At 38.1% G+C, this 15,054-nt stretch carries 15 protein-coding genes; 6 read left to right on the forward strand and 9 right to left on the reverse strand.

The window, feature by feature from the left end; translation table 11 throughout:
* Positions 1-123 precede the first annotated feature (123 nt).
* On the forward strand, positions 124-1,065 hold the full coding sequence (locus J8L70_RS10620) for a LysR family transcriptional regulator (protein ID WP_211055561.1): 942 nt from the start codon (positions 124-126) through the stop codon (positions 1,063-1,065).
* On the opposite strand, the gene J8L70_RS10625 is transcribed toward J8L70_RS10620, so the two are convergent.
* Positions 1,062-2,102, reverse strand: a complete 1,041-nt coding sequence (locus tag J8L70_RS10625) for a GGDEF domain-containing protein (protein ID WP_211055562.1) — start codon at positions 2,100-2,102, stop codon at positions 1,062-1,064. The genes J8L70_RS10620 and J8L70_RS10625 overlap by 4 nt on opposite strands.
* Positions 2,103-2,530: 428 nt before the next feature.
* Here J8L70_RS10625 and J8L70_RS10630 point away from each other — a divergent pair, with 428 nt between their 5' ends.
* Positions 2,531-3,256, forward strand: a complete 726-nt coding sequence (locus J8L70_RS10630; RefSeq protein WP_211055563.1) for a tetratricopeptide repeat protein — start codon at positions 2,531-2,533, stop codon at positions 3,254-3,256.
* Between the two features lie 65 nt (positions 3,257-3,321).
* On the opposite strand, the gene J8L70_RS10635 is transcribed toward J8L70_RS10630, so the two are convergent.
* The 8 genes from J8L70_RS10635 to dnaK all read right to left on the reverse strand — a co-directional run bounded on the left by J8L70_RS10635 (position 3,322) and on the right by dnaK (position 10,340).
* Positions 3,322-4,743 (reverse strand): coniferyl aldehyde dehydrogenase, encoded by a 1,422-nt coding sequence (locus J8L70_RS10635; protein ID WP_247664782.1) that lies wholly within the window; start codon positions 4,741-4,743, stop codon positions 3,322-3,324.
* A 138-nt stretch (positions 4,744-4,881) separates the two neighbouring features.
* Positions 4,882-5,145, reverse strand: coding sequence for a hypothetical protein (locus tag J8L70_RS10640; RefSeq protein ID WP_211055565.1), 264 nt, complete (start codon positions 5,143-5,145; stop codon positions 4,882-4,884).
* A 158-nt stretch (positions 5,146-5,303) separates the two neighbouring features.
* Positions 5,304-5,555 (reverse strand): hypothetical protein, encoded by a 252-nt coding sequence (locus J8L70_RS10645; RefSeq protein WP_211055566.1) that lies wholly within the window; start codon positions 5,553-5,555, stop codon positions 5,304-5,306.
* A 30-nt stretch (positions 5,556-5,585) separates the two neighbouring features.
* Positions 5,586-5,966: a response regulator gene (locus J8L70_RS10650; protein ID WP_282098175.1), complete on the reverse strand. Its 381-nt coding sequence runs from the start codon at positions 5,964-5,966 to the stop codon at positions 5,586-5,588.
* A gap of 19 nt (positions 5,967-5,985) precedes the next feature.
* Entirely contained in the window at positions 5,986-6,390 is a 405-nt protein-coding gene (locus J8L70_RS10655; protein ID WP_211055567.1) for a DUF1761 domain-containing protein, read from the reverse strand.
* Between the two features lie 132 nt (positions 6,391-6,522).
* A complete protein-coding gene (gene ybaK, locus J8L70_RS10660; RefSeq protein ID WP_211055568.1) occupies positions 6,523-6,984 on the reverse strand; it encodes a Cys-tRNA(Pro) deacylase in 462 nt (153 codons plus the stop codon).
* A 101-nt stretch (positions 6,985-7,085) separates the two neighbouring features.
* Complete coding sequence (gene dnaJ / locus J8L70_RS10665) at positions 7,086-8,228, reverse strand: molecular chaperone DnaJ (RefSeq protein ID WP_211055694.1); 1,143 nt, start codon at positions 8,226-8,228, stop codon at positions 7,086-7,088.
* Between the two features lie 189 nt (positions 8,229-8,417).
* Complete coding sequence (dnaK, locus tag J8L70_RS10670; protein ID WP_211055569.1) at positions 8,418-10,340, reverse strand: molecular chaperone DnaK; 1,923 nt, start codon at positions 10,338-10,340, stop codon at positions 8,418-8,420.
* Positions 10,341-10,597: 257 nt separating this feature from the next.
* Between dnaK and J8L70_RS10675 the strand changes: the two genes are divergently transcribed.
* The 4 genes from J8L70_RS10675 to J8L70_RS10690 all read left to right on the forward strand — a co-directional run bounded on the left by J8L70_RS10675 (position 10,598) and on the right by J8L70_RS10690 (position 15,051).
* On the forward strand, positions 10,598-11,413 hold the full coding sequence (locus tag J8L70_RS10675; RefSeq protein WP_211055570.1) for a thioesterase family protein: 816 nt from the start codon (positions 10,598-10,600) through the stop codon (positions 11,411-11,413).
* Positions 11,414-11,553: 140 nt separating this feature from the next.
* Positions 11,554-12,783, forward strand: coding sequence for a paraquat-inducible protein A (locus tag J8L70_RS10680; RefSeq protein ID WP_211055571.1), 1,230 nt, complete (start codon positions 11,554-11,556; stop codon positions 12,781-12,783).
* The gene (gene pqiB / locus J8L70_RS10685) at positions 12,776-14,431 is read left to right on the forward strand and encodes an intermembrane transport protein PqiB (protein ID WP_211055572.1); all 1,656 of its coding nucleotides are present in this window, start codon (positions 12,776-12,778) and stop codon (positions 14,429-14,431) included. Before J8L70_RS10680 ends, pqiB begins: the two co-directional genes overlap by 8 nt.
* The gene (locus J8L70_RS10690) at positions 14,431-15,051 is read left to right on the forward strand and encodes a PqiC family protein (RefSeq protein WP_211055573.1); all 621 of its coding nucleotides are present in this window, start codon (positions 14,431-14,433) and stop codon (positions 15,049-15,051) included. The genes pqiB and J8L70_RS10690 overlap by 1 nt, the downstream gene beginning before the upstream one ends.
* Positions 15,052-15,054 lie beyond the last annotated feature (3 nt).

Genomic DNA, 15,054 nt, shown 5'->3' on the forward strand with positions numbered 1-15,054 from the left:
ATTTTTAATTTCATTAATGCCAAAATAGCACCAATATTGTAGGTAAATTGATACACAGTGCATGCCACGTTTGTTTAAAAACATTCTCCATCACATCCTACAACCTCTTTTTAAGGTGTAATAATGGATACAACCAGCCGTCTTTTAATGTTACTTGAAGTTGTTGAGCAAGGCTCTTTTGCCAAAGCTGCTGAAATTAGAAATATTGATCGTTCTGTTATTTCTAAACAAATTAGTAGATTAGAAGATGAACTCGGCGTGAGATTACTTAATAGAACCACTCGTTCTTTTTCGCTTACCGCCGCGGGGGCTGAAATGATAAAAAAGGCAGCCGAACTAAGAACCTTATTAAACGATACTGTAAGAATGGCCGAAAATTATCATTTAGAGCCAAGAGGTGTATTAAAAATTACTTCATCGACGATTATCGGTCGTCGTTACCTGCAACCTGTGCTTAATGATTTTCAAAAACGCTTTCCTCAAGTAGAAGTCGAGCTGCGCTTAGATGATAAGCTGGTTGATATTGTCTCAGAAGGGTTTGATTTAGCATTTAGGGTGGGAGAACCTAAAGACTCCTCTTTAATCGCTCGTAAAATAGCACGTACACGCCTTTTAATACTCGCAGCCCCTGAATTTATCGCCACTTACGGTATGCCTAAAACGATGAATGATTTAGCACAGCTACCTGGGGCTAGCTATGCCAGTAGCGCATTTAGAATAGAGGGAATAAACTACCTCGATCAAAACGGTAAACAACAAGAACAAAAAATTAATAGTGTTTATCGTGCAAACGACGCCGAAGTGTTATTAATGAAAACACTCTCAGGTACCACTTATTTCTTAGCCCCTGCATTTATTATACAAAACGAAATTACAGAGGGTTTATTAGTACCCTTACTCCCAGAGGTAAAATTAGTAGAGCACAGCGCTATGTATGCCGTATACCCTCACAGAGATTTACCAGTAAGAACGCGTTTATTTTTAGATGCTGTTAGAGAATACATTGGCAAAGACAAGCCTATATGGGAACACGGCATTCCCAACTTTGACGGTATGTATATTTAACAAGCAAGTTGACTTATATCCGTATTTTGCTCTGTGCTATCGTAATACACTTGATTGCGACCGAAGTGCTTTGCTTTATATAACTGCTCGTCTGCGGCGTTCATAAATTCTTTTAAATCAAATTTACTCTGATATTGAGCAACGCCTAAACTCACCGTAATATTGATATTTTTATCATCAATACTAATAGGGGTTAATTCAATTTTTTCACGTAATTTTTCTACGGCTTTAATCGCAATGTCAAAACTGTCAAACTGAGATAATATTGCAAACTCTTCCCCACCAACTCTAAATACAAAACCTTTAGGCATCGCCACTTTAAACATGGTCGCAATTTCAATAAGTACCTGATCGCCCACATCATGGCCATACTTATCATTCACTTGTTTAAAATAATCAAGGTCGATGAGAATCATATATAAATTCGATTTTTCAGTTAATTCAACTTCAAAATGATGATTCATCGATAGTCGGTTACCTGCAGCCGTTAAGGGATCTAACATGGCAAGTTTACGAAGGCGTTTAGAGAACTGAGCACGGCTGGTTTCAAATACATGGGAGACCGCCCAAATACTAATATAAGCAAACAGTAAATTTAATCTTAAGTTCACACTTGATAATAATGAGGTATCTATTTTTTGAGACAAAACAATTAACTGAGAACAAAGTAAAAATGCTGACAATATAACGCCATAATGCTTACCTAAAATTAGATAAAAAATAACAGGCATTACGATAACCCAAACAAATAAACCATTATTGGGATGTGTAATATAAGTACCAAAAATAACAATCATTGTGAGTAAGGTACACACTATTATGGCTTGGATTGGTTTTACGCTACCCCGTTTTACACATAAATAAGTGTATAAACAATAACTACTAAAAACGGCTTCTACAAAACCTAATACATAAAATTGGTTAAAGAAAAAGTTAAGTAAAGCAAAAATAGTAGACAGCACACCAAAGCATAGGCTCATCCATTTAAGAACCCCTAACCTTAGTGATTTAGTACTACTTAATGCGGCAATATCCATTACAAACTCTTTAAAAAATACACATAAGTAGTTTAACTTGAAATACACAGATCTCAAGCACGATATAGACTAATTAATTAGTAAATGTAATAAAAGAAAAACAAAAACCATCCTTTATAACTAATTAAACACCCAAAAATATATTCCCCCTCATTTTTTAAAATAAATGATAAGAAAAAAAACGCCTCTCACATGCTAAGCATTATTGTATTAATAAGGATAAATTGTCTGATATATTCATTTTATTAAAATCCATTCATACCCATTCACTTTAACTAATTTGCACTTTAATTAATGAGTTTTTCAGGTAATTACATTAAACTGATGAAATATACGTGAAGTTTGTTTTGTTATGTGTATTTTGCACTGTATCCATCACGGTATTAATCAATAAAACTGATATATCCAACAAATCCTTGGAGGCATCTATGTCACACATCAATATAAAAACAGTTATCCTTTGTTGTTCACTATTAGCTAGCCCATTTGCTTTTGCTGGTCTTGAAGAAGGGCAAATAGCCGCAAATGAGGGGCGATTTGAAGAAGCATTAGTCGAGTTTAATTACTTAGCAGACAAAGGCTTTGCACCGGGTATTTATGAGCTAGCAAAAATGTATGAAGAAGGTCACGGTGTGACCCGCAATTATGCTAAAGCAGCACAACTTTACCAAGATGCGATTAAAAAACACCATGTAGACTCGATGTTTGCATTGGCTGTTTTATACGACGAAGGTAAAGGCGTAAAACTTGATAAGCAAAAAGCAATCACCTTATTTGAAAAAGCAGCCAAAAAGAACATGCCTGCAGCACAATTTAATTTAGGTGTAATGTATGCCAACGGCGACGGCGTAACCCAAGATTACAAACAAGCGCGCTTTTGGTATGAAAAAGCAGCTGCAAACAATTACTCTTTGGCGCAATTTAATTTGGCACTGTTATATTTTGAAGGTTTAGGTACGCCAAAGGATGTTGAAAAGTCATATATTTGGAATTCAATTGCTGAATACAACGGTAACATGAAAGCAAGCCATAGCCGTAAACTAGATGAGCGGACTATGCTGCCAGCCGAAGCTGAAGCAGCAAAAGAAAAAGCAGATGCAATTTATGCAAAAATTCTGGCGGGTACTTACGCCGGTGAAGGCCGATTATTTTAATCAAAATTAATATTTTTATTGATATAAATCGGCCAATTAAGCTGTATATAAAAAGCACTTAGGTGCTATTTTATATACAGCTTTTTTAATAATGTAATTAAAAATTTACTTTGTTTAAGTAACATATTAATACGTGGATTGAATTGGCTTGATACCAACGTATTTTTAGCATGGCTAAACGTTAAAAAACCTTCTTTACCATGGTAATGCCCCAAACCAGAGTCCCCAACTCCACCAAACGGTGCATCATCGGCTGTCACTTGGACCAATGCATCATTGATTGCCAAAGTCCCACTAATCGTTCGTTGCATTATGTTTGCCTGAGCATGTTTATCATCACCGATAATATAAAGCGCGAGTGGGTGTGGGTGTTCATTTACATAAGCGATGGTTTCATCTAGGTGCTGGTACGTTTTAATGGGTAATATTGGGCCAAATAGCTCTTCTTGCATTAATGCCATATCATCATTTACATTGGTGACTAAATGTAAACCGAGACGATGCTTTTGCTCATCTTGCTGATTTTGCTCTAATGGTTTTATTACATTTGCACCTTGTGCTTGTGCTTGCGATAAGTAATTTACTAAACGTTGATAATGTGACTGATTTACAATAGAAGTTAAATTTTTACCTTCAACGCCTAACTTGTAATGTTTTTTATAAAGCTCACATAAAGCTTTTATTAATGCACTTTCTTGCTGTTTAGCAACAAATATATAATCGGGTGCAACACATATTTGACCTGCGTTTGCCATTTTTCCAAATAGAATTATTTTTGCTGCTTTTATAATATCAGCATCTTTAGTAATAATAACCGGCGACTTACCACCTAGCTCTAACGTTACAGGGGTTAGGTTTTTACTTGCCGCAGCCATAACTAACTTACCGACACCGGTTGACCCCGTAAATAATAAGTGAGCAAAAGGTAATGACGAAAATGTGCTGGCCACCTCACTCCCCCCTTCAACCACGCAACAATGCTCGGCTAACTCTTGTGAGAATAATTGTTTAATAACCTGATTCGTATTAGGTGTAAACTCACTGAGTTTAAGCATCACTCGATTACCCGCGGCAATTGCGGTAATAACAGGCACTAACGCAAGCTGTATAGGGTAATTCCAAGGTGCAATCACACCGACAACGCCTTTAGGTTGGTATTGCACCATAACCTTAGAAGGCCATAAGCTTAAACCTACTTTACGGTGGCTTGGTTTTGCCCATTTATTTAATGAGTGGGTGATATGAGTTAAGCTTTGTATGGTTGGCAGAATATCACCTAATGTCGTATCAAATGCACTACGGTAACCAAAGTCTTTTGATACTGCATTTATAAACGCTTGCTCTAAGGGGATGAGTTGTTTACGCAACAATTTAAGTAACGCAATACGTTTATTTATAGATAAATAAGGTGTTGATGCAAACGCGATAGATAGTTGTTCAAATTGAACCGATAAAGAACTACTACTTGATTGGAGATGCTCGTTCAAGGCCACACTCATAGACTTATTAAGTTAATTTGTACCGACTATAACCTTGTTGTATTAAACGAGCAATTTTTTCTAGGCAGCTTTGCACTGCCTAATTTGTAAAACGATACGTGTTTAACCTCAATTAAGTCAATACCGTTAACTTACTGCGGGCTTTGTATTGTGCTTAAAATACTTATATAAACCAATTAATGATGCGGCGATCCAAAAAATTTCAATCACAAAGCTTGCTAAATTAAAGTTATAACAAAGGCTAATTAATAACAAAATAGCGCCTGTTAAATTCATCATGTTATATAACAAACTGGTTGGCAACGCTTTGCCTAGTTGCAGTAAAAAAAATGAACCAACAACTAAAAATGTACCCGCCATACCTATTACATCAAACAATAGTGCAATCACACAACTATCCTTTTTCCACTTAAAATACCCACACGACTGGCCCAATCCATGGGAAGGGTTACTTTCATTCATTGAAACAGCAAAACCGGGGGATTTTAACAATGTTATGGGTTAATCACAGGCCAAATGTCCTACTTTGAAAGCTAATAATAAATAAACTATTTAACCGTTAGTTTACCACCAATTATTTTATACGCCGGTGTTCCTTTTATCATCGCAAAGCGAGAAAAAACCTGTTGGCAGTGCGGGCATTCGTGGGGTGTTGTTGTGTGATCATCAACGATGCGCTCTTTAAAGCATTTTACCAGTGCGCCCGTCCCGCCTTTTCTATATTTTAAAAGTAGCGTTTTGCAACGAGAGCAAAATATATTCACGGTTTTGCTGGGGCCTTTTTTATTGGGTTTAGCCATTATCTCCTCATTTTATTAAAATTATTGTATTTATGGTGATATATCACTAAAGAAAAAACGACTTAACTGAGAGTTTAATACATTCATATTAAAAGGTTTTACAATAAAGCCCGAGACTTTTGCTTTAATAATTTTTTTTATAGCACTGGCCTGATCTTCGCAAGTAACCATAATGACCGGAGTGCTGCTAAGACGTTGATCTTTTCTAATATTATTAAGTAAATCAATCCCATTCATTTTAGGCATATAAAGATCGGTGATCACTAAATCAACATGTTGGGTACGCAATAAACTCAGCGCTTGTAAACCATCCGTCGCTTCAATGACATCTTTGTAGCCTAGTGATCGCAACATATTAATTAAAACATGCCGCATAAGAGGCATATCATCAACAACTAATATTTTCGACAATGTTGCCTACTCTCCTATGTTATGGCCAAATCCCAATGATCAAACCCATTAATGTATATTGTAAAATATAAAAACCACTATTAACTAAAAATAACTTAAGCGGGCGCTGCTCAAAAATATAGCTTACACCACACGAGGTGCTCACCCAACATAAGCCAATAATAAACCCTGCAAAACTAGATTGACCAATAGACATGTCGGGGGTAATAAATAATGACAAAACAATAGCTATAATTTGCACTAAAAAGAAACTACCACCAAATATCCATCGGGCTTTACTCGATTTAAGATCAAGCTCAGTTAAGCCACTACTTTCCATCCATACCCGACGAAATAGCCAAGGCGAATACCATATCCAACCAACAGTAAAAGAAGACAACGCGGCGATAAATGCGGCAAAAAAATCAACTTCAGCTAAATTCATATTACAGCCTAAAGTTTGAGAAGATACCCTCAGGTTAGTTAAAAATCCCCGAATCAGCAACACTCAAACAACAGTTATAGGTAACCTTTAAACAAAGTCATAATAAAAGCTGCACTTATTGATCACAGTGAATTAAAATTCACCACAGCTTGCATGTGTTAAAGTGATTAAATCGTGAGGACTTAATGCTATTTCTAACCCTCTCCTGCCGGCACTGACATAAATAGTATCAAAATTATGTGCGCTGTTGTGAATATAGGTTTTTAGTGTGCGTTTTTGCCCAAGTGGGCTCACTCCCCCTAAAATGTACCCTGTGCTGGCTTGTACTTTTTTTACATCAGCCATCATTACTTTTTTACAACCGCACAACTTGGCTAACTGTTTAACGTTAACCTGCTGGCTTACCGGCGTTAATGCAGCAATTAAAGTCTTATCATTACACTCTAAAACCAAGGTTTTAAATACCTGCGGAGCATTGAGCTTAAGCTTATCAACCGCCTCTAACCCAAACTGAGTATTATTACTGTCGTGTTCATAACTGAGTACGTTATACGTAACCTTGCTTTTGATTAATGCATTGATAGCGGGTGTCATAATTTATCCCTGGCCATTGTCTTGGTAGGCTTAATTTGATGAGTTATTATTAACAAAAAAAACGGCGCTATAAAAGCGCCGTTTTTTATTTTTAACTAATTTTATTTAGTTAAATCATCAAAAAACTTTTTAACACCATCAAAGAAGCCTTGCTCTTTTGGACGGTTTTTCGAACTGTCTTTACCCATACTTTCGTCAAGCTCTTTTAATAATTCACGTTGACGTTCGTTAAGGTTAACTGGCGTTTCAATCACGACTTTACAAATCAAGTCGCCTTGTGCACCACTGCGTACCGATTTAACACCTTTGCCACGCATACGGAACATTTTTCCAGTTTGTGTTTCTGAAGGTATTTTTAATTTGGCACGACCATCGAGTGTCGGTACTTCTATTTCGCCACCTAAACCTGCTGTGGTGAAGCTAATTGGTACCTCACAGTATAAGTTGTTCGCTTCTCGCACAAAAATATCATGCTCGCGTACAGATACTTGTACGTATAAATCACCCGCTGGTGCACCGTGTGCGCCCGCTTCACCTTCACCAGTTAAACGAATACGATCACCGGTATCAACGCCTGCTGGAATTTTAACTGATAATGTTTTCGTTTTTTCAACACGGCCTTGACCATGACACTTATTACACGGATCAGAAATAATTTGCCCTTGCCCCTGACACGTTGGACACGTTTGCTGTACAGCAAAAAAACCTTGACGCATTTGTACTTGGCCTGCGCCATGACAGGTTGTACAGGTTTTTGGTTTAGAGCCGGCTTTAGCACCCGAACCGTCACAAGGTTTACAACTTACCCATGTTGGTACTTTAATTTCAACTTCTTTACCACGTACCGCTTCTTCTAAGCTTAGGTCCATGTTGTAGCGTAAGTCAGAGCCACGTTGCTGACGAGATTGACGACGACCGCCGCCTCCGCCACCAAAAATGTCACCGAATACGTCACCAAAAATATCACCAAAATCGCCTTGACCGCCACCAAAGCCGCCATGACCACCGCCACCGCCTTGTTCAAAAGCAGCATGGCCGTATTGGTCATACATTTGACGTTTTTGATCGTCTGTTAAAATTTCGTAAGCTTCTTTTACTTCTTTAAACTTAGCTTCTAAGTCTTTATCACCTGCGGTACGATCTGGATGATATTTCATCGCTAAGCGTTTATACGCTTTTTTTATGTCTCTTTCGCTGGCATCTTTGCTTACGCCGAGAACTTCGTAATAATCGCGTTTTGACATATCTATCACACTACTCTTTATTTCTTGCAGCATTGCTGCGGGATAAACCGATAAATCGTATCGATTTACCATCTAATTTACATGCAAAAGGCGCGACAAGCTGTAGCCTGCGCGCCTCAATAGTCCATCCTAACCTAAACATTTAATTAAATCATATTGTTTTTGGTTAGTAAGAAGTAAATTCAACAATTACTTATCGTCTTTTACTTCTTCAAACTCAGCATCAACTACGTCGTCATCTTGCTTAGCTGACTGTTGTTGTGCTTGCTCGCCAGCTTCTGCGCCGCCTTGTTGAGCTTTAGCTTGTGCAATTTCCATAAGCTTTTGAGACTTTTCAGCAAGTGCTTGCGTTTTAGCTTCAATTTCAGCTTTATCATCGCTCTTAATCGCCGCTTCTAAATCAACAACTGCCGCTTCGATTGCTTCTTTGTCTTCGCTTGGTAATGCATCGCCCGCTTCTTCAACTTGCTTGCGAGTACCATGTACCATTGCATCAGCTTGGTTACGAACAGCAACTAGCTCTTCAAACTTTTTATCTTCTTCAGCATTTGCTTCTGCGTCACGTACCATTTTTTCTACTTCTTCGTCACTTAGACCTGAAGAAGCTTGGATAGTGATTTTTTGCTCTTTACCTGTATCTTTATCTTTTGCTGATACATGTAAGATACCATCAGCATCTACATCAAATGTTACTTCGATTTGTGGTGTACCACGTTGCGCTGGACGAATACCTTCTAGGTTAAATTGGCCTAGAGATTTGTTGTCGCTTGAACGCTTACGCTCACCTTGTAATACGTGAATAGTTACCGCAGATTGATTATCTTCTGCTGTTGAGAAAGTTTGCGATTTCTTAGTTGGAATCGTTGTGTTTTTCTCAATAAGTGCTGTCATTACAGAACCCATTGTCTCAATACCTAGCGATAATGGAGAAACGTCTAGTAATAATACATCTTTAACATCACCTGCTAGTACACCACCTTGAATCGCTGCGCCAACGGCAACCGCTTCATCAGGGTTTACATCTTTACGAGGCTCTTTACCAAAAAACTCTGTTACTGTTTTTTGTACTAAAGGCATACGTGTTTGGCCACCAACAAGGATAATGTCGTTGATGTCGCTTACTGATAAATCAGCATCAGCAAGTGCACGTTTTAAAGGCTCAATTGATTTAATCACTAAATCTTCAACTAATGACTCAAGCTTCGCACGAGTAAGCTTAACGTTCATGTGCTTAGGACCTGTTGCATCAGCAGTTACATACGGAAGGTTTACTTCTGTAGATTGTGCAGATGATAATTCAATCTTCGCTTTTTCAGCCGCTTCTTTAACACGCTGCATAGCAAGTGGATCGTTTTGTAGGTCAATGCCTTGGTCTTTCTTAAATTCAGCGACTAGGTAGTTGATTACACGGTTATCGAAATCTTCACCACCTAAGTGCGTGTCGCCGTTTGTAGCTAATACTTCAAATGTGTGCTCGCCTTCAACTTCATCAATTTCAATGATTGATAAATCGAAAGTACCACCACCTAAGTCGTATACTGCAACGATGTTTTCGCCTTTGTTTTTGTCCATACCGTAAGCAAGTGCTGCTGCAGTAGGCTCATTAATAATACGTTTAACTTCAAGACCTGCGATACGACCCGCATCTTTTGTTGCTTGACGTTGTGAATCGTTAAAGTAAGCCGGTACTGTAATTACAGCTTCAGTTACTTCTTCACCTAAGAAGTCTTCTGCTGTTTTTTTCATTTTTTTCAGTACTTCAGCAGAAATTTGAGGAGCTGCGCGTTTTTCACCGCCTGCTTCAACCCATGCATCGCCGTTATCAGCTTTAATGATATTAAATGGCATAATACCAATATCACGTTGTACTTCTTCGTCTTCAAAACGACGACCAATTAAACGCTTAATTGCAAATAAAGTGTTTGTTGGGTTAGTAACCGCTTGACGTTTAGCAGGCTGACCTACTAAAGTTTCACCGTCTTGCGTGTAAGCAATAATAGACGGGGTTGTGCGATCGCCTTCCGCATTTTCAATAACACGTGCTTTGTCACCATCAAGTACTGCAACACAAGAGTTTGTAGTACCTAAATCGATTCCTATAATTTTACCCATGAATCTTCTCCAACTTCTAAATTCGTTAATACGTTCGTTGACTTAGTTAATAGGGATGCAACAAACTTAATTCAACTGTAAAAACAAAAAAAATTTCACTTTTTTGCATTTTTTTTTGAAATACCCTTATAAAAAGTAAGGAAAGGCTTTTTTTTGTTCATTTTCTCTCTTTTAAACAACTGGTCTGACAAGATGGCCTGTGTTATAAATTACCAAACTATTTATAACCTCATTCAGGTTAAATAAGGATTTTAACTATGCATTTTGATCAATTGCTTCAAAAAGCGCATAACATTGCGACTTTATCAGACTCGGTATCTAACAAAAAAACCATGACCTTTCCGAATAATTGGTGCCAAGGTCGCACAGCCTTTGGTGGGCTTTCGGCCGCATTACTTTTTCAAGCAATGCGAAAATTTATTACCGATGAACGACGCTTATTATCTATTAGCACCAATTTTGTTGGTCCACTTATCGCTGAAATTGAGTTCTCGTTATCTGTAGAAATTTTAAGAGAAGGTAAAAGCGCCACTCAGCTAGTTGCAAAAGCGATACAAAATGATCAAGTGTGTGTCATTGTCCAAGCTTGTTTTGCAAAAGACAGGGAGTCATCAATATCTGTTGACGTTTCAAAGACCATGGGCTTATCGAAGATTAATGAAAATCACACACTCCCTTTTGACAAAGCAACCATGCCCGCATTCTTTCAGCATATCGATTTATGCCCTCAACAAGGGGGGTTGCCTTTTACGGGGGCATTAACTTCGCATTTAGGGGGGTGGATGCGTTTAAAAGAATCCCCAGCACATATCACTGAAGCACACATAATCGCGTTAACCGATGCGTGGCCGCCCACATTATTACAAATGTTTAAACAAAGCGCCCCTGCAAGTAGTATGTCGTGGTATGTTGAGTTTGTACAAATGCCTAAGCTAACGCCTGGAGAATGGTTGGGGTTTGAAGCGATTACCCATCAAGCAAAACAGGGATATGGCTTAGAAGATGGATGTATATGGTCACAATCGGGCGAGTTAATTGCTTTAACAAGACAAACCGTAGCGCTTTTTGCTTAATAACCCTTTTTATTAGGCTGTAACTAAATTGTATACAGTCTAATGAATCCCCTCTTCCTTAATTTTCAGCCCTGACAAATTTGTATTTACTGTCTTTTTATAGCAATATTCTTAAATCTTTTATTTGGTAGGTAATTATATTGCAAACTGTTTGCCCTAGTTGCGACTTAGTGATCGACATTCCTCGTATTGTCGCAAAGCAAATTGCAGTATGCCCTCATTGTCAGCATACGCTTTGCCATGCAAATATAAACTTTGACCGCCGTGTTATCGCATTGAGCTTAAGCGCAATTATTATGCTTTTAAGCAGTATGTTTTACCCCTTTATTTCGTTTAGTAGTAATGGCATTACTCAAACAATTACCCTACCCGATGCAGCACGTATTTTATTTAATTACGATAGCCAATTGCTTGGTCTGTTTATTGATTTAAGCATTTTAGCACTGCCCCTATATTTATTAGTGGCTTTGATACCATTACATTTAGGTATTTTAAATATATTACCCAAACCCATTGCTAGACGTTTTTTAAAAAGTACTTTAGCACTCGAACCGTGGATCATGTCTGAAATATTTTTAATCGGTGTGTTGGTCAGTATGGTTAAAATTATGTCGTTAGCCGAGATAGAGTTTGGTATTAGTTTCTTTGCTTATGTCTTTTTTGTGATTTTATATATTACTGCTTTAGCACATTTAAATCGAGAGCGGTTATGGTCGCAAATAAAGCCAAACCAACGTGTTGTAACGATTAACAAAGCGATACGCGCGATTGACGAAAATATTAGGTCGTGTCGCGTGTGTCATCAATTATGCAGTGGAGATACCTGCACGCGGTGCTTAAGTAAAACATTTGTCCGCCATCCCAATAGCGTACAAAAAGCCGCTGCGTGGTTAATTACATCGTTACTTTGTTATATTCCGGCAAATTTATTACCTATTATGCATACAACTACTTTGGGCGATGAAACTCCCTCAACCCTTATTGGTGGTGTTTTATTGCTTTATAAAGCAGGCTCGTATCCTATTGCTGGCATTATATTTTTAGCCAGTGTGGTGGTCCCTTTAGCAAAAGCCTTAGTCCTTAGCTTTTTATGTATAATGGTGGCAAAGCCTGCAAATAGACATACCAAACGCTATACAAAAATTTATCAACTCACTGAATTTATTGGTAAATGGTCTATGATAGATGTGTTTGTAGTGGCTATTTTGGTGGCTTTAGTACAGTTGGGTAATTTAATGTCGGTGACCCCCGGCCTTGGCATCGTTTTTTTTACTATTATGGTTATATGTCAAATGATGGCAGCACATGCATTCGACCCACGCCTATTGTGGGATAAACCAAAACAAAAAGAGAAAATAAATAATGACTGAAACAGCAAACGTAGCAAAGCAGCCTAAAATCTCTGCTATTTGGATTATTCCTGCCATTGCGTTGTTAGTGGGTTGCTGGATGCTCTATCAGTATCAAGCTAATAAAGGGCCTACCATTTTTATTAAAATGCCGCATGCTGATGGTATTGTCGCGGGTAAAACAGAAATTAAAGTACGTAGTGTAAAAATAGGTCAAATAGATCTAATTCGTCTTTCTGATAACCAAGACAGTGTTATAGCCCGTGCGCAAATAGATAAAAACTATGCAAACCTGTTAACTACAGATTCTAAAATTTGGGTGGTGAAGCCGCGTATTGATGAAACCGGAATTAGCGGCATGAGCACTTTGTTATCGGGTGTATATTTAGAGTTTTCACCTGGGACAGTTAATACCACTAAAACCCGTTTTGAGTTACAAAATGAGCCCGCATTAATTGGTAAAGATGTCCAAGGGGGACGTTTTAAATTAGTGAGTTATAATGCCGAAGTGCTAGAAGTGAGTACCGGAATTTATTACAAAAACTACAAAATAGGGCAAATCGAAACGGCCGCCTTTGATTGGAAAAACCAAGCCATGAAGTACGGTGTATTTATAAATGATCCCTATCAAAATTTAATCACCGAAAACGCAATTTTTTGGGTGAATGCCGGTGTTGAAATCGACTTATCTGCCGATGGTATAAATATTAATACCGGCTCTTTAAGTAAGTTATTAAAAGGCGGAATTTCTGTTGGATTACCAGATCAAGAAGCCCCGGGCACGATAGTTAAAAATGGCCATAGCTTTTCTTTAAGCCAAAGTTATAAACAGGCACTAGAAGAGCGGTTCTACGATTTTACATATTATGTCATCGAATTTGAACAATCGATAAGGGGACTACGAAAAGGGGCTCCTGTTGAATATCGAGGGATGCGCATTGGTACTGTTGATGCGGTGCCTGCAAACGTTATTATTGATGGCAAACCGTCTCAATTTAGAAACAACAACACCGCCGTACCTGTTTTAATTAAAGTCGAATACGGCCGTATGCATCATGATATAGAAGCCTCTCGTAATTTTTGGCAAGGTAGCTTAGGTGATTGGATAGATAATGGGATGCGCGCATCTTTAAAACCAGGTAACTTATTAACCGGTGCTGTGTATGTTGATTTTGATATTTACCCTGATGCCCAACCTGCAACATTGAGCAAACTAGCTAATTATGACGTTTTTCCTAGTGTTTCAAGTGGTATCGCAGTACTTGCAGATCAAGTGTCTGATGTATTAAATAAGGTAAACAACCTTAAAATAGAAGAAAGCTTAAGCGCTATACAATCTACGTTTAATGATTATCAAGCCTTGGCAAATGAAATGCGCGATTTACTGAGCCAACAAGACACCCAAAACCTACCCGGTGATATAAACCGTAACTTTGCAAAAATGACCAAAAGCATGGAACAATTTGAAGTCACCATGCGTCAATTCGATAAAACAATGGCAAGCTACCAAGCGGGCTCTGCTTTTGATCAACAATTACAAAAAACACTGCAAGAGTTTAAACGTTTAGGTGAACAATTACAGCCATTAATGCGTGGCATGAATGAGCAGCCTAATATGCTAATTTTTGATAAGAGCTTGCCTAAAGATCCAACTCCGAGGAAACAATAATGAAGTCGATGATTACCGGTATTTTTAGTATTTTTTTACTTTGTAGTTGTAGTGCAAGTTTGCAAACACAAACAGATTATTATCAGTTTGAGCAACCAATAACATCGGCATCACGACATGTTGATACGACCGTTGCTCAGCTAAGAGTACAAAATGTGGTAATGCGCGGTGCTTTAAATAATCGCGGTATTGCAATGAAAATACAAAGTAACCAAGTGCATAATGCAAATTATAATATGTGGAGTGAAGCGCCTGACGTTATGTTGGCAGCCAGTGCCCAACAAACATTATTCTCGGCACTGCCACAATGGATGGTCGTAAAAGGCTTGCCGGTGATCACCGAGCTTGATCAGCAAACTTTTTATGAAATAGAGTATGAACTCCATCACTTTAATGGCGATTTACAAGGAAATGCCGATATTGCTGGACTATGGCGACTATACTTCACTGATCCGCAAACCGGACGTCGATTAGTCAGCATTCATAATTTTACGAAATTAATTAAGATAACGGACGATGGTTACGAGGCGTTAGTGTCGGGGCTTGAAAAAGCATGGGTTGAGGTAAACAATGATGTGGCGGCCGTGATTAAAAAACAAAATATACACATTAAAAATTAAACA

The sequence above is a fragment of the Pseudoalteromonas sp. MMG010 genome (genome assembly GCF_018100905.1).
Lineage (GTDB): Bacteria > Pseudomonadota > Gammaproteobacteria > Enterobacterales > Alteromonadaceae > Pseudoalteromonas.